Source organism: Dietzia timorensis (assembly GCF_001659785.1).
GTDB lineage: Bacteria > Actinomycetota > Actinomycetes > Mycobacteriales > Mycobacteriaceae > Dietzia > Dietzia timorensis.
Genome location: NZ_CP015961.1, coordinates 2,597,112 through 2,616,635 on the forward strand (window position 1 = coordinate 2,597,112; position 19,524 = coordinate 2,616,635).

Annotated in this window: 16 protein-coding genes; all 16 read right to left on the reverse strand. The window is 66.7% G+C overall.

Annotated features, from left to right (window positions below; genetic code table 11):
- Positions 1-2: 2 nt before the first annotated feature.
- A complete protein-coding gene (locus BJL86_RS12050) occupies positions 3-743 on the reverse strand; it encodes a DUF1345 domain-containing protein (protein ID WP_082908586.1) in 741 nt (246 codons plus the stop codon).
- Between the two features lie 364 nt (positions 744-1,107).
- Positions 1,108-1,518, reverse strand: coding sequence for a VOC family protein (locus BJL86_RS12055; protein WP_067475799.1), 411 nt, complete (start codon positions 1,516-1,518; stop codon positions 1,108-1,110).
- A gap of 4 nt (positions 1,519-1,522) precedes the next feature.
- On the reverse strand, positions 1,523-2,398 hold the full coding sequence (locus tag BJL86_RS12060) for a helix-turn-helix domain-containing protein (RefSeq protein WP_067475796.1): 876 nt from the start codon (positions 2,396-2,398) through the stop codon (positions 1,523-1,525).
- 118 nt (positions 2,399-2,516) lie between these two features.
- Complete coding sequence (locus BJL86_RS12065; RefSeq protein WP_067475794.1) at positions 2,517-3,992, reverse strand: PepSY-associated TM helix domain-containing protein; 1,476 nt, start codon at positions 3,990-3,992, stop codon at positions 2,517-2,519.
- A 191-nt stretch (positions 3,993-4,183) separates the two neighbouring features.
- A complete protein-coding gene (locus BJL86_RS12070) occupies positions 4,184-4,846 on the reverse strand; it encodes a hypothetical protein (RefSeq protein ID WP_067475792.1) in 663 nt (220 codons plus the stop codon).
- A gap of 187 nt (positions 4,847-5,033) precedes the next feature.
- Positions 5,034-6,224: an elongation factor Tu gene (tuf, locus tag BJL86_RS12075; protein WP_067475790.1), complete on the reverse strand. Its 1,191-nt coding sequence runs from the start codon at positions 6,222-6,224 to the stop codon at positions 5,034-5,036.
- Positions 6,225-6,416: 192 nt separating this feature from the next.
- Positions 6,417-8,528: an elongation factor G gene (gene fusA, locus BJL86_RS12080; protein ID WP_067475787.1), complete on the reverse strand. Its 2,112-nt coding sequence runs from the start codon at positions 8,526-8,528 to the stop codon at positions 6,417-6,419.
- Between the two features lie 283 nt (positions 8,529-8,811).
- The gene (gene rpsG / locus BJL86_RS12085) at positions 8,812-9,282 is read right to left on the reverse strand and encodes a 30S ribosomal protein S7 (RefSeq protein ID WP_067475785.1); all 471 of its coding nucleotides are present in this window, start codon (positions 9,280-9,282) and stop codon (positions 8,812-8,814) included.
- A complete protein-coding gene (gene rpsL, locus BJL86_RS12090; protein WP_067475782.1) occupies positions 9,282-9,653 on the reverse strand; it encodes a 30S ribosomal protein S12 in 372 nt (123 codons plus the stop codon). The genes rpsG and rpsL overlap by 1 nt, the downstream gene beginning before the upstream one ends.
- A 325-nt stretch (positions 9,654-9,978) precedes the next feature.
- Positions 9,979-10,617: a TetR/AcrR family transcriptional regulator gene (locus BJL86_RS12095; protein ID WP_231887250.1), complete on the reverse strand. Its 639-nt coding sequence runs from the start codon at positions 10,615-10,617 to the stop codon at positions 9,979-9,981.
- On the reverse strand, positions 10,602-11,471 hold the full coding sequence (locus BJL86_RS12100) for an enoyl-CoA hydratase family protein (protein WP_083657642.1): 870 nt from the start codon (positions 11,469-11,471) through the stop codon (positions 10,602-10,604). The genes BJL86_RS12095 and BJL86_RS12100 overlap by 16 nt, the downstream gene beginning before the upstream one ends.
- Before the next feature lie 44 nt (positions 11,472-11,515).
- Positions 11,516-12,709 (reverse strand): acyl-CoA dehydrogenase family protein, encoded by a 1,194-nt coding sequence (locus BJL86_RS12105; protein WP_067478288.1) that lies wholly within the window; start codon positions 12,707-12,709, stop codon positions 11,516-11,518.
- A 50-nt stretch (positions 12,710-12,759) separates the two neighbouring features.
- Entirely contained in the window at positions 12,760-14,988 is a 2,229-nt protein-coding gene (locus BJL86_RS12110; RefSeq protein WP_075844993.1) for an acetyl/propionyl/methylcrotonyl-CoA carboxylase subunit alpha, read from the reverse strand.
- Positions 14,989-14,995: 7 nt separating this feature from the next.
- Positions 14,996-16,594 (reverse strand): acyl-CoA carboxylase subunit beta, encoded by a 1,599-nt coding sequence (locus BJL86_RS12115; protein WP_067472803.1) that lies wholly within the window; start codon positions 16,592-16,594, stop codon positions 14,996-14,998.
- A complete protein-coding gene (locus BJL86_RS12120; RefSeq protein ID WP_067472806.1) occupies positions 16,591-17,754 on the reverse strand; it encodes an acyl-CoA dehydrogenase family protein in 1,164 nt (387 codons plus the stop codon). The genes BJL86_RS12115 and BJL86_RS12120 overlap by 4 nt, the downstream gene beginning before the upstream one ends.
- Positions 17,751-19,523 (reverse strand): acyclic terpene utilization AtuA family protein, encoded by a 1,773-nt coding sequence (locus BJL86_RS12125; RefSeq protein WP_067472809.1) that lies wholly within the window; start codon positions 19,521-19,523, stop codon positions 17,751-17,753. Before BJL86_RS12125 ends, BJL86_RS12120 begins: the two co-directional genes overlap by 4 nt.
- Position 19,524: the final 1 nt, after the last annotated feature.

Genomic DNA, 19,524 nt, shown 5'->3' on the forward strand with positions numbered 1-19,524 from the left:
CTCTACCCGGAGAACGTTCCGAAGAGAAGGCTCACCGTCATCGCCACGACTACGGCGTTAAACATGAACGCCAGCAGGGCATGGGTGCGCATCGCGTTGAGGACGCTCCGCGAGCGCACCCGCGCCTGTGGCCCCAGAAACGTCGAGACGAAGACCGCATGGGAGAGAAAGTCCTCGAACACCGGCGGTTCGTCGAACGGGAACTCCACGACCTCTCCCGCACCATGCGCGCGCATATAGGTCAGCGAATACGAGTAGGCCATGAGCACCCAGGACCCCGCCGCGACCGCCAGGCCCAGAAAAATGTAGATCGAATCCTCGCGGCTATACCCGTTCTGTGCGAGGACGACGACGAACACCGTGGCCACGATCGCGCCGAGAACGGTCCACCCCGCCGGGTCGGTAGACCCAACCCACGAGTGCCACCATTTGTTGTCCGCCCGCGCCTTCGATTGCGCGGTCTCTCGGAATTCGTCCGGCCCCATTTTCGCGAACACTCGGTGCGTGAGCCCGCAGTAGATCGCACAGAAGGCGACCCATCCCGGCAACGCGAACTGGATGACGTAGTCGGGCACGCCCGCCCAGCCCTCGTTGTCGGCGTCGCCGATTCCGCCGTCGTTGAGCCGCACCGCGAAGAACACCCCGGCGCACACGAGCGCCAGCAACGCGGAGACGTTTTGCCGCCAATAGTCGTTGGTCATCGACGGTAGGAATCTGCGTATCCGCGAAAAATCAGCAGGCATGTGTTCATTGTGCCCAGGATGACAACGCTGCAGGGCGCCTTCTCGATTCGTGTCGAGAAGGCGCCCTGAAACGTTGATCAACGATTCCCGCGGGAATTATTCGTCGTTACAGACCACCGAGCAGCAGATGAAGAAGGTCGCCGACGATACCGACAAGTCCAGATACCAAACCCATGGGGAATCCTTTTCGTAGTTCGAAACGGAGGGCCGAATTGCCCTCCGCGACTATGTTTCCCCGAGAAGATCTCCTCCCCGAGGAACACTGTCGAGATTATGGGCCTGCTATTACGTCGCCGGGTCGTCGGCGAAACGAATACTTTACGGCCGAAACCATTGCGGTAATCCGCCGTTAACAGGTCTTCGTTCAGGCGCCGGCGTACGAGCCGATGCACCAGGAGTTTCCGTCGAAGTCGACGAAGGAGAAGTCGATCCCGCCGTAGGGCTTGGATTCCGGCGCCGCCTCGACCTTCGCGACGTCGTTGCCCATGCCGTCGATCACCGCGTGGAGCCGGTGGACCTCGGCGTCGTCCACGGCGACGAGGTACAGCATCGCTCCCCCGGTCCGGTCCCAGATCGAGCTGTCTCCGCGGGCGCTGCCGAACATGAGCCCACCGGTCTCGCGCCAGCGGTACTCCGCGTGCACCACGCGGGCTGGGTCCTTGTCGTCGCGGACGAGGATGCGCTCGGCGAACCCGAGCGAGTCGAGAAGGCCGATCATCGCTTCGGCGTCGGAGGTCTGGAAGGAGGGAAACACTGTGGGCGAGTACGTAGTCATGGACCTAGTATGCGCTCGCTCCAGGGGGCAGGTCTTGAAGAATTGGGAACGGGTTACCTACAGACAGGCTCGGGGGCAGCCCGGCGATCTTCGCCCATTCGCGGCTCATATGCGCCTGGTCCGCGTAGCCGGCCACAGCAGCCGCCTCGGTGAGAGGCGTGCCGGATTCGACGAGGTCGCGGGCGCGGCAGAACCGAAGCACCTGCGCTTCTTCCTTCGGGCCCACCCCGAACTCTCCGCGGAAACCCGCGAGCAGAGTCCGCCTGCTCACGCCCACCGTCGAGGCGAGCTCCGACACTCGCGCGTTCCCCCGCGAACGGTGAAGCAACCACCACGCCTCCGCCGCCGCGCTTCCGGCTATGCCGAGCCCGTCCCCGAGCGACGATCGCTCGACACCGCCGGCAACGCGTTCCTGGAGAAAGCCACGCAAGATCGCCAAGCGCGCGTCCCACGTGGTCGTTTCCGCTATTCGCTCGTGGAGGGCGACGAACGCGTTGTCGCCGAGCATGTCGGCGGTGACGAGCTCCCGCGCGAGCTCGCCGCACGGCATGCCGAATAGCGCGCGGCATCCCAGCGGGGTCAGCGCTATCTGAATTCCGCGTTGTATCCCGTGGGTGCGGACGAGGGACGGCGTGGTGTGGAGCCCGGCCACGAGGACGGGGAATGTGCTCGATTCGTCGTCACCCGCCCAGCCGATATCGAAGGGTTCGTCGATGGAGATGAGCACGGTGAGCACGCCACTGGGCACGCCGAAGTGGATCGCGGCCTCGGGCACGGTGAGGTCGAAGGCCTCGATCCGTTCGACGAAGCCGCTCAAGTCGGCGGCGTCGCTATCGAGCACGAACATGACGGATTCACCTCCGTTGTGCGTGGACGCCATTATTCTCCGCGGCCCCTCCCCACGCCACCGCTCGACCACCGACGCGCACGAAAACACCCGTCCATGACGGCGGACATGCCGCGCACCCGGCGCCGGTCCGGGTACGCGGCTATCGCTGCTAGGTCCGCGCTCGCCGGATCAACGCAATCGCTACGTCGAAAAGGACGAAGGCGGCCAGCGAGATCCCGAGCAGAGGGACCGCGACACAGAGCCCGACGACAAAGATCGCGGCGCCCGCCGTCATGAGTGGTCGTGCTTGTGCCAGGCGGAGCAGCGCGCCCGGGCGGGGCATCGTGGGCAGGGCGCCTCCTCGAGAAGGCCGTCGCTTCCACCACATCGCGTAGCCACGAAGGACGATGAGCGCGAGCGCTGCGGCGACCGCGGCCAGCAGGATCTGGTTGGCGATGCCGAAGAGGAAGCCCATATGTGCCCGGATGCCCCAGTCGGCGAGTTTCGCGGCGAGCGGATAGTCGGCGAAGTCGAGGTGTTCGACGACCTCCCCGGTGTGCGGGTCCACCGCTGCGGAGTCCGGTCCGTATGCGTAGGAGCGTCGTGTTTCTGTAGCCGTCCACTCCTCGCCGGGGCCGGCGGGAGGTGTGAGTTGGATCGGATCAGTGAGTCCTGCGTCGAGTGCCGAGGCGTGAATGTCGTCGACCGTCGCAGCCTCGTGGTGGCCCGCGCCGGCGGCCATGTGGTCGGCGTGTTCGGTGTGGGCCGCGCCTGCGCCGTGGTCGGCGTGCTCTCCGGCTCCGGCGGTGGCCGCCATGGTCGGCGTGGTCCAGTTGAGGGCGGCGCGCAGATCGGAGACGTTCGCGCCGGCGTAGGTGGACCACGTCAGTCCCGTCGCCGACAGGCCGAGGAACCCGATGGCGACCCAGGTGCCGAGGACGGCGTGCTTCGACCGGGTGCTCGACCTGCTGCCGCGGCGGGCATTGCGGTCGGCGGCTGTCCTGCGGAGCATGGACGCTCCGCTCCTGCGGCGTTGATCCCACCAGATGTAGAGGCCGAAGAGGGTGATCGGCGCGAGCCAGGATGCCACGAGTTCGGAGTAGAGTCGGCCGGGCTCGCCGAGGTGGAGGCGTCGGTGCATCTCCGACAGCCACGTCCGTAGAGGCAGGGCCTGTCCGCTGCCGTATTGGACCGATTCGCCGTCGACGTTGCCGGTCGCCGGGTCGATGAAGGCGACCCGGGTGTAGGACTCGGATTCCAGGGTGGGGTCGTCGAAGAGGACGCGGGTGTTCTGGCCGTCGGTTCCCGGGAGTACCGAGTTGAGTTCCAGGGCGGGAAAGACCTGCCGCGCAGTCGCGACTTGGTTCTCGAGGTCGACGTTGTGTTCGGACGAGGACGCGGTGGTCAGGTCGTGGTAGACAACCTTTTCGATCGACGGTGATAGGGCGTAGAAGAACCCCGATACGGCGGCGATCAGGAGGAACGGGCCGATGAACAGGCCCGCGTAGAAGTGGACGCGACGCGCGAGGGCGCGAAGTGCCGCGGCGGCGTCGTCGGTCGTGGGTGGTGTCTTCGGGGCAGGGACGGTGGGATCCGGGTCGTGCCCCGGTCCCTCGAGTGGACGTGCGGAATCGATTTGGGTCATGTCGAGCTTTCGTAGTCGTCCGCATGCAGACGGCGACGCATGGAGCCGAGCGCGAGTTATGCAGTCGCTCAAGGCCCGGCCGCCGCAGGTGAGATGCGGTGGTAGATGAGAGTTGCCGCGCGAGGGCTGGGGCCTTCGGGCACGGTGATGCCCTCCCGGAAGGAAGCCTTAGCCGGGAGGAGTGCGGGTATCTACGAAAGCGCGGGCGGTGCCCTACCGCCCAGGACGACGAGGAAGGGCTCCTTCGGAGTCGCCACGCGTGTAGCGCGCGGCGCGCGTGCGGACGGCGGCGTCTCGGGAACGACGATGCGCAGGATGACGGCGAGTACCGTGCCCGCGGCGCGGCGAAGTCCCCGGAGACCGGCGGTGACGAGCCACGCGGTGACCAGCGCCGCAAGAAGGTGGGCGAACGCCATCCCGGCACCCATACCCGTGATGTGTCCGAGAACTGCGTCGTTAAACGACCACTGCGTGCCGTCGCCGGTCATGATCGCTGCCTGGTGGTGGGCTGCGTGGGAACCGTCGAGGTGCGTCGTCGCCGCGGCATGCGAGGCGGCGTGGTGGGCAGGCGTGACGATGCTCAGCGCGACGTGGGCGGTGAGCTGTCCGAGCAGTCCCGCGAAAAGCAGGGCGATGGGAACGTGCGCGAAACGATTGACGGCGAGCGCGAGCGGCCCGAGCGCAAGTCCGGTAACGAGAAGTCCTCCGGGGCCCGGTGCCATTCCTCCGGCCTGGGTGTGAGCGACGATCGACGTCAGGAGGCAAGAGAGCAGGAGCACGATTCCCGGGGCAGCCTCGAAACCGGTATCGGCCGCTGGCCCGCGGTCGCGGCACGAGGACGGGAGCAAGCTCACTCGACCCTCCTCGTCGCGGTGTTCAAACGGCGCAATTGCTTGAGGAAAGTATATGAGGGCACACTGGGCTCGCCTCGCGGCGCCCCTGTGTATGGAAATGCCGAGAGCCCCCTCTCCCCGTGCGGGGAAAGGGGGCTCTCTGAGCTCGCTGCGGAGCCTTAGTGCCTCACAAGGGCGTCAAGAATAATTACTTGACGATCTTGGTGACCTGGCCGGCGCCGACCGTACGTCCACCCTCACGGATGGCGAAGCGGAGGCCCTCGTCCATAGCGACCGGCTGGATGAGCTCGACGCTCATCTCGGTGTTGTCGCCCGGCATGACCATCTCGGTGCCCTCGGGGAGGGTAACAACGCCGGTCACGTCAGTCGTACGGAAGTAAAACTGCGGACGGTAGTTGTTGAAGAACGGCGTGTGACGGCCGCCCTCGTCCTTGGACAGGATGTAGGCCTGGCCCTCGAAGTTGGTGTGCGGGGTGTAGGCGCCCGGCTTGATGACGACCTGGCCGCGCTCGACCTCTTCGCGCTTGAGACCACGCACGAGGAGACCAACGTTGTCGCCGGCCTCGCCGTAGTCGAGAAGCTTACGGAACATCTCGATGCCGGTGATGGTGGTCTTGGTGGCCTTGTCCTTGATGCCGATGAGCTCGACATCCTCGTTCACGTTGATCTGGCCGCGCTCGATACGACCGGTAACGACGGTGCCACGACCGGTAATCGTGAACACGTCCTCGACCGGCATGAGAAACGGCTGATCGGTGGCACGCTGCGGGTCCGGGATGGACTCGTCGCAAGCCTCCATGAGCTCAACGATCGACTTCGACCACTTCTCGTCGCCCTCGAGCGCCTTGAGCGCCGAGATCTGAACGACCGGAGCCTCCTCGTCGAACTCCTGCGAAGCGAGGAGCTCGCGGACCTCCATCTCGACGAGCTCGAGGAGATCGGCGTCGTCGACCATGTCGCACTTGTTGAGCGCGACGAGGATGTAAGGAACGCCGACCTGGCGCGCGAGCAGCACGTGCTCACGGGTCTGCGGCATCGGGCCGTCGGTGGCGGCCACAACGAGGATAGCGCCGTCCATCTGGGCAGCACCGGTAATCATGTTCTTGATGTAGTCGGCGTGGCCCGGAGCGTCGACGTGAGCGTAGTGCCGCTTCGGCGTCTGGTACTCGACGTGGGAGATGTTGATCGTGATACCACGAGCCTTCTCCTCAGGAGCCTTGTCGATCATGTCGAACGCGAACGCCGAGTTCTCCTCGGGGTATGCGTCTGCAAGCACCTTGGTGATGGCCGCGGTCGTGGTGGTCTTACCGTGGTCAACGTGACCGATGGTGCCGATGTTTACGTGCGGCTTCGTCCGCTCGAACTTCGCCTTCGCCACTTGTTTGTCCTCCTGGACTGGTATGGGCTCACGTGGTTCGTGAGCACATTCGGTTTCAGCTTGTACTGACTTTACTTACTGTGCCTGACGGCACGTTCCGGCGGCCACCCGGAGGTTTCGACCGAAGGCCGCCGGTAAGGCGTGTTGCCTGTTGAGACAGGGTGCCTCGCAGGTTAACACACCCCTACCGGACTATTCCCCGGTCGCCTTGGCGATGATCTCCTTGGACACAGAAGCCGGAACCTCTGCGTAGTGTCCGAAGACCATCGAGTAGTTGGCTCGGCCCTGCGTACGGGACCGGAGGTCACCGACGTAGCCGAACATTTCGGAAAGCGGCACATAGGCCTTGACGACGCGGGCGCCGGTGCGCTCCTCCATCGACTGGACCTGGCCGCGGCGGGAGTTGATGTCGCCGATGACGTCACCCATGTAATCCTCGGGGGTCGTCACCTCAACGGACATCATCGGCTCGAGGATGACGGGCTTCGCCATCCGAGCCGCTTCCTTGAACGCCATGGAACCGGCAACCTTGAAGGCCATCTCCGAGGAGTCGACCTCGTGGTACTGACCGTCGAGGAGCGTCGCCTTGACGTTGACCATCGGGTAGCCGGCGAGGATGCCGTACTGCATCGAGTCCTGGATACCGGCGTTGACCGAGGGAATGTATTCCTTCGGCACGCGGCCACCGGTGACCTTGTCCTCGAATTCGTAGGTCTCGCCCTCTTCGATCTTCTCGTCCTCGAGGGGCTCGAGGCGAATCTGGACCTTGGCGAACTGACCCGAACCACCGGTCTGCTTCTTGTGGGTGTAGTCGTACTTCTCGACGACGCCCTTGAGCGTTTCGCGGTAGGCGACCTGCGGCATGCCGACGTTGGCCTCGACCTTGAACTCGCGCTTCATGCGGTCGACGAAGACGTCGAGGTGAAGCTCGCCCATGCCGCCGATGACGGTCTGGCCGGTCTCCTCGTCGAGGCGAACGGTGAAGGTCGGGTCCTCGTCGACGAGACGCTGGATCGCGGTCGACAGCTTCTCCTGGTCGGCCTTCGTCTTCGGCTCGATGGACACGTGGATAACCGGATCCGGGAAGCTCATCGACTCGAGGACGATCTGGTCGTTGATGTCACACAGGGTGTCACCTGTGGTGACGTCCTTGAGACCGATGAAGGCGTAGATGTTGCCGGCCACGGCCTCTTCGACCGGGTTCTCCTTGTTGGCGTGCATCTGGAAGAGCTTGCCGATGCGCTCCTTCTTCCCCTTGGTCGAGTTCTGTACCTGGGTGCTCGGGGTAACCCGACCGGAGTAGACACGCGCGTAGATGAGGTTGCCGAAGAACGGGTGCGAGGCAACCTTGAAGGCGAGGGCCGAGAACGGCTCTTCCTTCGAGGGCTTACGCGTCATCTCGACCTCTTCGTCGCCGACCTTGTGTCCGTGGACCTCGCCCACATCGAGCGGGGTCGGGAGGTAGTCGATGACGGCGTCGAGCATGGGCTGAATGCCCTTGTTCTTGTAGGCGGTGCCACAGAGAACCGGGTAGATCTCCGAGTTGATCGTGAGCTTGCGGATTGCAGCCTTGATCTCGTCGAGGGAGAGCTCCTCGCCGCCGAAGTACTTCTCCATGAGCTCGTCATCGGACTCGGCAACGGCCTCGATGAGCTGCTCGCGGTACTGCTCGGCCTTCTCCTTGAGATCCTCGGGGATCTCTTCGTAGGTCGGCTCCGCGCCGATCTCGACCTTGCCACGCCACGTGATGGCCTTCATCGTGAGCAAGTCGACGACGCCGTCGAAATCGTCCTCGGCACCGATCGGCAGCTGCATGACCAACGGCTTCGCGCCGAGGCGGTCGACGATGGTCTGCACCGTGTAGTAGAAGTCCGCGCCGAGCTTGTCCATCTTGTTGACGAAGCAGATACGCGGAACGTCGTACTTCTCGGCCTGACGCCAGACCTGCTCGGACTGCGGCTCGACGCCTTCCTTGCCGTCGAAGACCGCGACTGCGCCGTCGAGGACGCGGAGCGAACGCTCGACCTCGACCGTGAAGTCGACGTGGCCGGGGGTGTCGATGATGTTGACCTGATGGTCATTCCAGAAGCAGGTCACCGCGGCGGAGGTGATGGTGATGCCGCGCTCCTTCTCCTGCTCCATCCAGTCGGTGGTCGACGCGCCATCGTGGGTCTCGCCGATCTTCCGGTTGACGCCCGTGTAGTACAGAATTCGCTCGGTGGTCGTCGTCTTACCGGCGTCGATGTGCGCCATGATGCCGATGTTGCGGACCTTGTTCAGGTCGGTCAGCACGTCCTGTGCCACGGAATTACCCCGATCGTGTCTGGTCGTTTGAGGCCGTCCACGTGGTTAACGCGTCCATGGCCTCCTGATTAGCAGTTGCCGTTTATTTTTTAGCTTGCGCCTGTAGACGGCAGAAGATGTAAATCCTCCGACCATTCAGACTACTGCCCGGCTCGGCGATGTGCAGCATCGGAGCCAGAAGTTTATTGTGCCCTCCCCGGGCACCACTCGGGCCGGTCACTTCTCCCGCGCGGCGAAGCGCCGGCGGCAGGAAAGTGATCGGCCCGGGTGCATCACTGGAATATCACCAGCGGTAGTGCGCGAAGGCGCGGTTGGCCTCGGCCATCTTGTGGGTGTCCTCGCGGCGCTTGACCGCGGCACCGAGGCCGTTCGAGGCGTCGAGGATCTCGTTGGCGAGACGCTCGACCATCGTCTTCTCACGACGCTGGCGCGAGAAGGTCACCAGCCAGCGCATCGCCAGCGTGGTGGAGCGGCCCGGGCGAACCTCGACCGGGACCTGGTAGGTCGCGCCACCGACGCGGCGGCTGCGGACCTCAAGCGCGGGGCGAACGTTGTCGAGCCCCTTCTTGAGCGTGATGACCGGGTCGGTTCCGGTCTTCTCGCGGCACTGCTCGAGCGCCGAGTAGACGATGCGCTCGGCGGTGGTCTTCTTGCCGTCGAGGAGGATCTTGTTGACGAGCTGCGTCACCAGCGGCGAACCGTAGACCGGATCGTTGATGAGCTGGCGCTTGGGGGCGGGACCCTTACGAGGCATTACTTCTCCTTCTTTGCGCCGTAGCGGCTGCGAGCCTGCTTGCGATCCTTGACGCCCTGGGTATCCAGGGAGCCACGGATGATCTTGTAACGGACACCCGGGAGGTCCTTCACACGACCGCCGCGCACGAGCACCATGGAGTGCTCCTGAAGGTTGTGGCCTTCGCCGGGGATGTAGGCCGAGACCTCGATACCGCTCGTGAGGCGCACGCGGGCGACCTTACGAAGTGCGGAGTTCGGCTTCTTCGGAGTGGTCGTGTACACGCGGGTGCACACGCCGCGACGCTGCGGGCTGCCCTTGAGGGCCGCCGTCGACGTCTTCGCGGACTTGCTAGAGCGGCCCTTGCGGACCAGCTGGTTAATAGTTGGCATAAACCGACTTTCTGCTATGCGACAGGCGGACGCGCGCCGGTACCGGCGACGCTCACCCCTCGCGAGGATTTGGCACAATGTCTGTTCGCGGAACTACTCCTCGCGCTCCCGTCAGGCGCCTTCGGTGCGCATGCTGGAACGACTCAGCCGCTCTCGCTGGCCTACTAGGTATCCGGGTAGTCCCGCTCGCATATTGCGAGCACGATCTAAAAGAGTAATCAAAGCGCAGTTCACAGGTCAAAAGCAGCCCCGTGTGAACCTCGCTACCTGGGCAATCGCTCGCGCCTTCCCCGGCGCCGGGCGTCCGGGAGTGTTCGGTACGTGCTCAGTTTACGCGCTTGATCGTGGCCAGTTCCGCGGCCCAGGAGTCGAGCATCCCGGCCCTTCGTTCCGAGTCATCGATGAGCGCTTCGGCGAGCCCGAGCCCTCGCGCGAAGTCGAGCGTCGCGCGGATGAGGCGTCGTGTACGACGGTCTGAGGTATCGGCTCCGAGATGGGTTACGGCCAGGTCGTAGAGGTGGCGGGACAGCTCTGCCTCGAGCGGGACGATGCGTTCGCGCAGCGCCTGGTCCGCGGTCGCGGCCGTCCACACCTGTAGAGCCGCCTTGAACAGGTCCCCGGTGTAGTGCTCGGTGATGTGGTGGACGACGAACTGGGTGCGCTCCGGCTCGGTGCTCGGTCTCGCGCCTCCGAAAGAGGCGTCGAGCTGGCTGCTGCGCTCGCGCACCATGTATTCCAGCGCCGCGATCATCAGGTCCTCGCGCGTCGGAAAGTGGTGTTGGGCGGCGCCGCGGGAGACCCCGGCCCGCTCGGCGACCGCGCCGACCGTCGTCACGGGCCAGCCATGGTGGGCGAGCATGTCGATCGTGGCCTCGAGCAGCTTGTCGCGGGTGCGCTTGCTGCGGTCCTGCTTCGGCGACCGTCCCGGCCGCGAGGCCGCGGGGGCTACTATTCGACCGCCCACGATGGATCCCGCCTTTCGAGGAAGGCGGTCATCCCCTCCGCGGCGTCGGCGCCGAGAAACATCTCGGCCGACACCTGCGCCACGTGCGCCCCCTCGGCGTCCAGTTCGGCGAGCAGCGGGGCGACCGCCAGCTTCTTCGTCGCCGACACTCCCGCCGGCGAACTCTTCCGCAAGGACCCTACTATGCCCGCGGTGAGCGCACCGATGCCGTCGGACGGCTCGGACTCGGCGCGTTCGTCCGAATCCCCGTCGGCGACGTGCGACAGCAATCCGGATGCGAGAGCCTCGCCCGGGCCGAACTTCTCTCCGGTGAGCATGTGGCGCAGTAGGTCCCGCGGTGCCATCCGGTGGCGCAGTGGCAGCGAGATCATCGCCGGGGCGAGGCCGAGGCGGACCTCGGTGACTCCGAAGGTCGCGCGGGACGTGGCGACCGCGAAGTCGCAGGCCGCCACGAGACCCACCCCGCCGGCACGGGCGTGGCCATCGACGACCGCGATAACGGGCTCGTCCGACGTCAGGATTACCCGCAACAGATCGAGGAAGACGCGGGTCCGCTCGGCGACCGCCTCTCCCGGGTCCTCGGGGGACGCGCTCGCCTCGGACAGATCCGCGCCCGCGCAGAACGTGCCGCCGGTGTGGCCGAGCAGCACCACGCGCGCGCCGGGGTCGGCCGCTGCGGCCGCGAAAGCCTCGCGGAGCCCGGTCACGAGGGGCGTCGACAGCGCGTTGCGGTTGGCCGGCGTATCGAGCGTGATGTGTGCCGTGATGCCCTCGCGCCGGTAGCGCACCGCGTCGGCGAATCTCGTCTCGCCCTCGCCCACCCCGCCTCTGACGTCGGAGTCGCTATCTGCCATGGTCGTGCCTCCTTGATCTCGTGCCTTGGACTTTCGGTCGCGCGTCAGTAGCTGCGCGGCAGGCCGAGGCTGTGTTGGGCGACGAAGTTGAGGATCATTTCCCGACTTACCGGAGCCACCCGGGGCAGGCGCGAGGCCGCGAGCATCCCGGCGAGACCGTACTCGGTGCTCAGACCGTTTCCGCCGAGCGTCTGGATTGCCTGGTCGACGGCCTTCGCCGAGATCTCACCGGAGGCGTACTTCGCCATGTTCGCGGCCTCGCCCGCCTCGGCGTCGCGGCCTGCGTCGACTAGCGCGGCGGCCTTGCGCATCATCAGCCGCGCGAGCTCGAGCTCGATCTGGCACTGCGCGAGGGGGTGCGCGAGCCCCTGGTGCGCGCCGATTGGCTTGCCCCACACCTGCCGTTCCTTCGCGTAGTCGACGGCCTTGCCGATCGCGTAGCGCGCATTGCCGAGCGCCATCGCCGACGCGATGACCCGCTCCGGATTGAGCCCCGCGAAGAGCATCGTGAGCGCGGTGTCGCCGTCGCCGATGAGCGCGTCGGCGGGCACTCGCATGTCGTCGAAGAACAGCTGAAACTGCTGCTCGGGCAGGCGCACCTCCATCTCGATTTCCGTCGCCTGCAGGCCAGGGGTGTCGGTGGGCACCATGAACAGCGCGGGCTGCAGGTTCCCGGTCCTCGCGTCCGACAGGCGCGCGACGACGAGCACCCAATCCGCCTGGTCCACGCCCGAAATATAGGTCTTCTGTCCGCGGATGATGTAGCCGTCCCCGTCCGAGGTGGCCGTCGTGGTGATGGCGTGGGAATTCGAACCGGCGTCGGGCTCGGTGATCGCGAACGCGGCGATCTTCTCTCCCGAGGCGATGCCCGGTAGGTACCGTTGCTTCTGTTCCTCGGTGCCGTATTGCGCGATGATCGAGCCGTTGATTGCCGGCGAGACGACGAGCATGAGCACGCCGGCGCCCGCCGCGGACAGCTCCTCCTGCGCGATGCACAACTCGGTGAGTCCCGCTCCCCCGCCGCCGTATTCGGTCGGCAGATTGAGCCCGACGAGCCCGAGCTCCGCGATCTCGTTCCACAGTTCCGTGGTTTTTGCGCCCGTTTTCGACGCGTTCGCGACGTACTCGAATCCGTATTTGCGGCCCACGTCGCGGGCGAGCTCGCGCAGCTGCGCCTGCTCGTCGGTGTCGACAATCGGGTTGGCGATATCGGCGGCGGTAGTTGCCTTGGTGGTCATGGGTTTCCAATCATTTTCTTCGTCTCTGACGGCGGAGGCGCGAAGCGCGCCTAGTGGTCCGATTCGCCGGCGGCACTGCGGCCGCGGTCGCTGTCTGCGTCGCTGTCCTGGTCGCCTCCCGCGTCGATAACGACGAGAGTCTGCCCGGCGTCGACCTTGTCGCCCACGGACACGGGAAGTTCGGAGACAATACCGTCCTCGGGCGCGGTGACGGTGTGCTCCATCTTCATCGCCTCGAGCCTGAGCAGCTGCTGGCCTGCGGTGACGGCGTCGCCCTCGGCAACGTCGACTCCGATGATGCTGCCGGGCATGGGCGCGAGGAGGGATCCGGCGCTCGCGGCGGCGTTGGGATCCGGATGGCGGGGAGTGAGCGCGAACCGGGTGGCGCCGGAGGGGCCGTCGACGTCGATCTGTCCGCCGCGCACGGTGACGACGTAGCGACCGTCGAGTCCGGCGCTGCGCACGAGGATCTCCGCCTCCGTCCCGCCCGCGCCGGCCGGTGCCTCGACGGTTCCGAGGACCGCGGCGAGCGCTCCTGCCACGAGCTCGTCCTCTCCGGCGGTGGCCTGCCCCGAGGCGAGCGCGATACTCCAGGGGCGCGCAGGGCCTCCGGCGTCATGGGTGGATCTGGCGGCGACGGTCCGGGCGAATTCGGGCTCGGCGCCCGCGCGGCGGGCCGTGAGCACGGCACGCACCGCCGGGGCTTCCGCGCCGGTCGCGGGCACGAGCTCGGTGGCCCGCTCGGCGGCACCGACATTGCGGAATCCGCGCAGCGAGGGATGGGCTGCGATGACGGCGGACGTCGCGCGGGACTCGCCGGCCTCGATGGCGAGCGCGGCGGCGACCGCGCATCGGCCCAGCTCTTCCCCTGCGACCACGGGCGCGAGGACCTCCTCGCCGGCTTCTCCGAGGAACGCGGTGGACGCGGTGCCCTCGGCGAAATCCGGGTGGTCGAGGATCCGCACGAGCTGGTCGCGGTTCGTGTCGATGCCGTGAATCCGGGCACCTCGGATCTGCGCGGCGAGCGCGCGGACGGCGTCGGCGCGCGTGGGGGCAAAGGTGATGATCTTCGCGATCATCGGGTCGTAGTCGGTACCGACTTCGAGCGGCCCCTCGCCGGCCGCGGAGTCGATGCGCACGTACGCCCGCTCGCCGTGGGGGCTGCGGAAGCGGTGCGCCCGGCCCGGCAACTCGAGGGCATGCAGCGTGCCCGCCGCAGGTCGATAGTCGGCGGCGGGGACCTCGGCGTAGAGCCGTGCCTCGATGGCGTGTCCCGCCGAGCGCGGCGGCTCGTCCGCGGGCAGCGGGGCGCCGGCGGCTATCTCGAACTGCAACCGCACGAGATCCAATCCGCTCGTCGCCTCGGTGACGGGATGTTCGACCTGGAGTCGGGTGTTGACCTCGAGGAAGAAGAACTCGCCGTCGTCGGTGGCGAGGAATTCGACCGTCCCCGCGCCGATGTACCCGATCGCGCTCGCCGCCGCCCGGGCCGCCTCGAACAGCGCATCGCGCACGTGCGGGAGTCGCTCGACGAGCGGGGACGGTGATTCCTCGATGATCTTCTGGTGGCGACGCTGGATCGAGCACTCGCGCTCACCCACCGCCCACACGGTGCCGTTCCGATCGGCCATGATCTGCACCTCGACGTGGTGGCCGGTCTCGAGGTAGCGCTCGCAGAACACGGCGTCGTCGCCGAAAGCGCTCTTCGCCTCACGTTTGGCTTCGGCTACCTGGGCGTCGAGCTCGGAGCGTGTGCGGGCCACGCGCATTCCGCGCCCGCCTCCGCCGGCGGAGGCCTTGATGAGGACGGGGAATTCCGCGTCGGTGACGGTAGCCGGGTCGAGGTCGGTGAGCAGCGGCACCCCGGCCTCTCCCATGAGTTCCTTCGCCGAGATTTTCGAGCCCATCGCGATGATCGCGTCCGGGTCCGGCCCGATCCACGTGAGACCTGCGCCGATGACGGCCCGGGCGAAGTCGGCGTTCTCGGACAAGAAGCCGTAGCCCGGGTGGACCGCGTCCGCTCCCGACGCGCGGGCGGCGTCGATGAGCGCCTCGGCCGAGAGGTAGGTGTCGGCGAGCGTGTCGCCGGTGAGCTCAACCGCGAGGTCGGCCTCGGTGGCGTGTGGGGAGGCGGCGTCGGCGGCGGTGAATACAGCCACCGTGCCCAGACCCATCTCGCGGGCGGTGGTGATGATGCGGCGGGCGATCTCGCCGCGATTGGCGATGAGGACACGCTCGAAATCATGCGCGTGCGTGTTGTTGGTGGTCGTCGAAATCATGCTCGCCTCACATCCGGAAAACGCCGAAGGAATCCGTGCCCTCTACGGGCGCGGTGTGGATCGCGGACAGGCTCAGGGCCAGGACTGCGCGGGTGTCCCTGGGGTCGATCACTCCGTCGTCATACAGCAATCCCGACAGGAACAACGGGGTCGATTGCTCCTCGACCTGGGCCACCGCGAAGTCGCGCATCGCGGCGAGGTCCGACTCGCTGATCGGCGTTCCCCGCGAGGCCGCGGCGCCGGAGGCGACCGTGGTCACGACGTCCGCCAATTGCTCCGAACCCATGACGGCGCACTTCGCACTCGGCCAGGTGAACAGGAATCTCGGGTCGAATGCCCGGCCGCACATGCCGTAATTGCCGGCGCCGTACGACGCCGCGGTGATGAGCGAGATGTGGGGCACCTCGGAGTTGGCGACGGCGTTGATCATCATCGAACCGTGCTTGATCATCCCGCCGCGCTCGTATTCGGAGCCGACCATGTAGCCGGTGGTGTTGTGCATGAAGATGAGCGGGCGGTCGTAGCGGTTGGCGAGCTCGATGAACTGCGTCGCCTTCTGCGCCTCCTCGGAGAACAGGATGCCGCGTGCATTGGCGAGAATCCCGACCGGATATCCGTGAATCTCGGCCCAACCGGTGACCAGCGAGGAACCGTAGAGGGGTTTGAATTCATCGAAGTCGGAACCGTCGACGACGCGGGCGATGACGTCGCGCGGATCGACGGGAACCTTGAGGTCCTCGCCGACGATGCCGAGCAGCTCCTCGGGGTCGTAGAGCGGCTCGTCGAATGCCGGCCGGGGCGCCGGGCCCTGCTTGGAGTGGCCGAGCCGGCGGACGATGCCGCGCGCGATGCGCGCGGCGTCGAGCTCGTCGGCCGCGAGGTAGTCGCCGAGCCCCGATTCGCGCGCGTGGAGGCCGGCGCCGCCGAGTGTCTCGTCGTCGGCGATCTCTCCCGTGGCGGCCTTGACCAGCGGAGGACCGGCGAGAAACACCTTGGACTGGCCGTCGATGAGGACGGTGTGGTCGCTCATTCCCGGGATGTAGGCACCGCCCGCTGTGGAGTTGCCGTAGACCACGGCGATCGTGGGTATCCCCTTCTTCGACAGGCGGGTGAGGTCACGGAAGATCTGCCCGCCGGGGATGAACACCTCCTTCTGTGTCTGCAGGTCGGCGCCGCCGGATTCGACGAGGCTGATCACCGGCAGGTTGTTGCGTTCGGCGATGTGATTGCAGTGCAGCGTCTTGCGCAGCGTCCACGGGTTCGAGGTGCCGCCACGGATCGTCGGGTCGTTGGCGACGAGTAGGCATTCGACGCCGGAGACGGTGCCGATGCCCGCGATCACCGAACCGCCGACGTGAAAGTCCGACCCCCACCCGGCGAGCGCGCCGACTTCGAGGAACGGGGAGCCGACGTCGAGAATCGAGTCGATGCGTTCGCGCGCGGTGAGTTTTCCGCGGCTGCGGTGCCTGGCGAGTTTCGCCTCGCCGCCGCCCTCGAGTGCCTTGGCGTGTTCGGCGGCGATCTCGTCCCAGCGGGTGAGCATGACCTCACGGGCGGCGCGGAATTCCTCGGCGCCGGTGTCGACGTTCGATTTCAATATGGTCATCGGTCAAACCCCAATCTGCGGGCTGCGAGCGTGGTGAGGATTTCGGTAGTGCCTCCGCCGATACCGAGCAGGCGAACATCGCGGTACTGGCGGTTGACCTCGGTGTCTTCCATGAAACCGAGGCCTCCGTGCAATTGAAGCGCCTTGTTCGCGACCCATTCGGCGCATTCCACGGCGGTATTTTTCGCGTGGCACACCTCGGCGATGGCGTCGTGTCCGGAGACATAGAGATCGGCGACGTGCCGGGTGTAGGTCCGCGCGACCTCGATCCGGCGGTGCATCTCGGCGAGACTGTCCTGGATCTGGGGGCGGGTGATGAGCGCGGCACCGAACGTCTCTCGCGTGCGCGCCCAGTCGAGCGTGATGTCGAGGCAACGCTGGGCGTGCGAGTACCCCTGCGCGGCGAGCGCGATGCGTTCGGTGACGAAGGCGCCGGCGATGTGGGCGAAGCCGGAATTGGCCTCGCCGATGAGATTCTCGGCGGGGACTCTACATCCGTCGAAGGAGATTTCGCCTGTATCCGAGGCGCGCCACCCCATCTTCGCCAGCGGTTCGGACACGTGTAGTCCCGGGGTATCGCGCTCGACTACGACGAGGCTGAGTCCGGCCGCGCCGCGCAATTCCTCGCCTCCGGTGCGTGCCGCGACGACGAGGAAGTCCGCGCGGGGCGCCGACGTGATGAACGTCTTCGCGCCGTCGATGACGAAGTGGTCACCATCGCGGACGGCCCGAGTGCGCAGGTGTCCGACGTCAGATCCGCCACCGGGTTCGGTGATGGCCAGCGACCCGATCTTGTCCCCCGCCAGCGTGGGCCGGACCCAGCGCTCGATATGTGCAGGCGAGCCCGCCTGCGCCATGTGCGGCAGCGCGATGCCGCACGTGAACAGGGACGCGAACACCCCGCCGGAGACCCCGGCGGTATGCAACGCCTCGCAGATGACGACGGAGTCGCGCATATCCCCGCCCTCGCCGCCCACGTCGTGCGGGAAGCTCGCGCCGAGCAGCCCGAGGGTGCCGGCCTTGCGGTGAAGTTCCCGTGGCAGCCGGCCGTCGCGCTCCCATGCGTCCTGGTTCGGGAGGATCTCGCGCTGCGCGAATCCGGTGACCATCTCGGCGAGGTCGCGGACGTGGTCAGAGGTCCAGTAGTCGGTGGTGCTCATTTCGCGCTCACCCCGTCATCTCGGGGATCGTATCCGGCGGGAAGGAGGTGCGCGGGAATGGTGACGACGCGCGAGCGCAGCCACTCGGCGAGGCCCTTTGCCTGGGGGTCGAAGCGAAAGCCCTCGGCGACGCCGCGTCCGAGGATGCCGTGGACCACGAAATTCAGCGCCCGCAGGTTCGGCAGCTCGTGGCGCTCGATATCGAGTTCACGGGCCTCGGGGAGCAGCTCGCGCAGCACCTCGGTAGTGAGGGCGGTGCGCAGCCACTGCCATTGCTCGTCGGTGCGCACCCACACGCCGATGTTGGCGTCGCCGCCCTTGTCCCCAGACCGCGCGGCAGCTACCCGGCCGAGCGGGGCGCGGACACTGCCGCCGCCCACCTCGGGCACAACTCCGCCGGAGCCTTCCTGCTCGACCTTTGTCTCGTCTACCCGCGATGGTTCGCCCGCCAGGGGCGACGGATCGATGACGATCTCTTCGCCGCCGGGCAGCGTGAGGCGGTGTTCGACGGTGGTGACGTCGATGAATTTGGGTTCGTAGACGCCGAACGGGCCGCCCTTGCCGGGAGGCGCGGTGGGCGTTGCACCGGGGTAGCTGGCGAGCGCGAGCTCGACCGCTGCGGCCGAGAAGGGTTTGCCGACACTAGCGGCGTCTTTGTCTCGTGCGACGACAGTGAGTTGCGCCGAGGCCGCCGCTTCGGTGTCTGCGTCGGGATGATCGGTGCGGGCGAGACGAAATTCCAGGTGCTCCGGCGCCGGGTCGAGCCGCGCGCGAAGCTGTGTTTCGACGAGCGCCGCCTTGGCCTCGATATCGAGGCCGGTGAGCAGGAAGGTCATCTCGTTGCGCCATCCGCCGACCGTAGTCGTGGCGACCTTGTACGTCTCGGGAGGCGCATCGCCTCGGCACCCGGAGATGAGCACCCGGTCACGGCCCTCCTGGAACAGGTCGATCGTATCGAGCCGCAAAGTGGCGTCGGGGCCGAAATAGCTGGGCGAGGCGACCTCGTAGAGCAGTTGCGCCGAGACGGTTCCCACCGTCACAGCGCCGCCGGTTCCCGGATGCTTGGCGATCACCGCATCGCCGTTTTCCGCGACCTCCGCCAGCGGAAAGCCCGGCCACAGGAGGTCGCCTACCTCGCCGTCATCGAAGAATGCGTAATTGCCGCCGGTGGCCTGCGTGCCACATTCGATGACGTGCCCGGCGGCCATCGCCCCGGCTATCTCGTCGAGGCGTTCCGGCCCCCACCCGTGCCACCATGCAGCGGGTCCGACGGTGAGTGAGGCGTCGGTGACGCGTCCGGTGATGACGACGGCGGCGCCTTCCTCCAGGGCGCGCGCGATTCCGAACCCACCGAGGTAGGCGTTCGCGGTCATCGCACCCGGCACGCCGAGCTCGTCTCTGCGCTCGATGAGGTTGTCGCCGTCGACGACCGCAACGGGAGCGTCGAGCCCCTGGGCCGCGGCGAGCTCGCGAACCTTGGCGGCGAGACCGTGCGGGTTGAGCCCGCCGGCGTTGGCGACGATGCGAACACCCTTGTCGAGCGCGAGGGCCAGGCAGTCGTCGAGCTGGCGGAGGAATGTCCTCGCGTATCCGAGATCGGGGTCGCGGAGGGTGTCCTTGCCGAGGATGAGCATGGTGAGTTCGGCGAGGTAGTCGCCGGTGATGACGTCGAGGTCACCGCCGCTCAGCATTTCCTCCATCGCGGCGAAGCGGTCCCCGTAGAACCCCGAACAGTTGCCGATGCGCACGGGCCTTGTGCCGGTGGACATG

What these genes read in the sequence shown, in the direction of transcription:
- rpsG (WP_067475785.1), bottom strand. Translation starts at nt 9,282, where the DNA reads ATGCCTCGTAAGGGTCCCGCCCCCAAGCGCCAGCTCATCAACGATCCG.
- BJL86_RS12050 (WP_082908586.1), bottom strand. Translation starts at nt 743, where the DNA reads ATGCCTGCTGATTTTTCGCGGATACGCAGATTCCTACCGTCGATGACC.
- BJL86_RS12110 (WP_075844993.1), bottom strand. Translation starts at nt 14,988, where the DNA reads ATGATTTCGACGACCACCAACAACACGCACGCGCATGATTTCGAGCGT.
- BJL86_RS12125 (WP_067472809.1), bottom strand. Translation starts at nt 19,523, where the DNA reads ATGTCCACCGGCACAAGGCCCGTGCGCATCGGCAACTGTTCGGGGTTC.
- BJL86_RS12060 (WP_067475796.1), bottom strand. Translation starts at nt 2,398, where the DNA reads ATGGCGTCCACGCACAACGGAGGTGAATCCGTCATGTTCGTGCTCGAT.
- BJL86_RS12100 (WP_083657642.1), bottom strand. Translation starts at nt 11,471, where the DNA reads ATGGCAGATAGCGACTCCGACGTCAGAGGCGGGGTGGGCGAGGGCGAG.
- BJL86_RS12105 (WP_067478288.1), bottom strand. Translation starts at nt 12,709, where the DNA reads ATGACCACCAAGGCAACTACCGCCGCCGATATCGCCAACCCGATTGTC.
- BJL86_RS12115 (WP_067472803.1), bottom strand. Translation starts at nt 16,594, where the DNA reads ATGACCATATTGAAATCGAACGTCGACACCGGCGCCGAGGAATTCCGC.
- BJL86_RS12065 (WP_067475794.1), bottom strand. Translation starts at nt 3,992, where the DNA reads ATGACCCAAATCGATTCCGCACGTCCACTCGAGGGACCGGGGCACGAC.
- rpsL (WP_067475782.1), bottom strand. Translation starts at nt 9,653, where the DNA reads ATGCCAACTATTAACCAGCTGGTCCGCAAGGGCCGCTCTAGCAAGTCC.
- BJL86_RS12120 (WP_067472806.1), bottom strand. Translation starts at nt 17,754, where the DNA reads ATGAGCACCACCGACTACTGGACCTCTGACCACGTCCGCGACCTCGCC.
- BJL86_RS12055 (WP_067475799.1), bottom strand. Translation starts at nt 1,518, where the DNA reads ATGACTACGTACTCGCCCACAGTGTTTCCCTCCTTCCAGACCTCCGAC.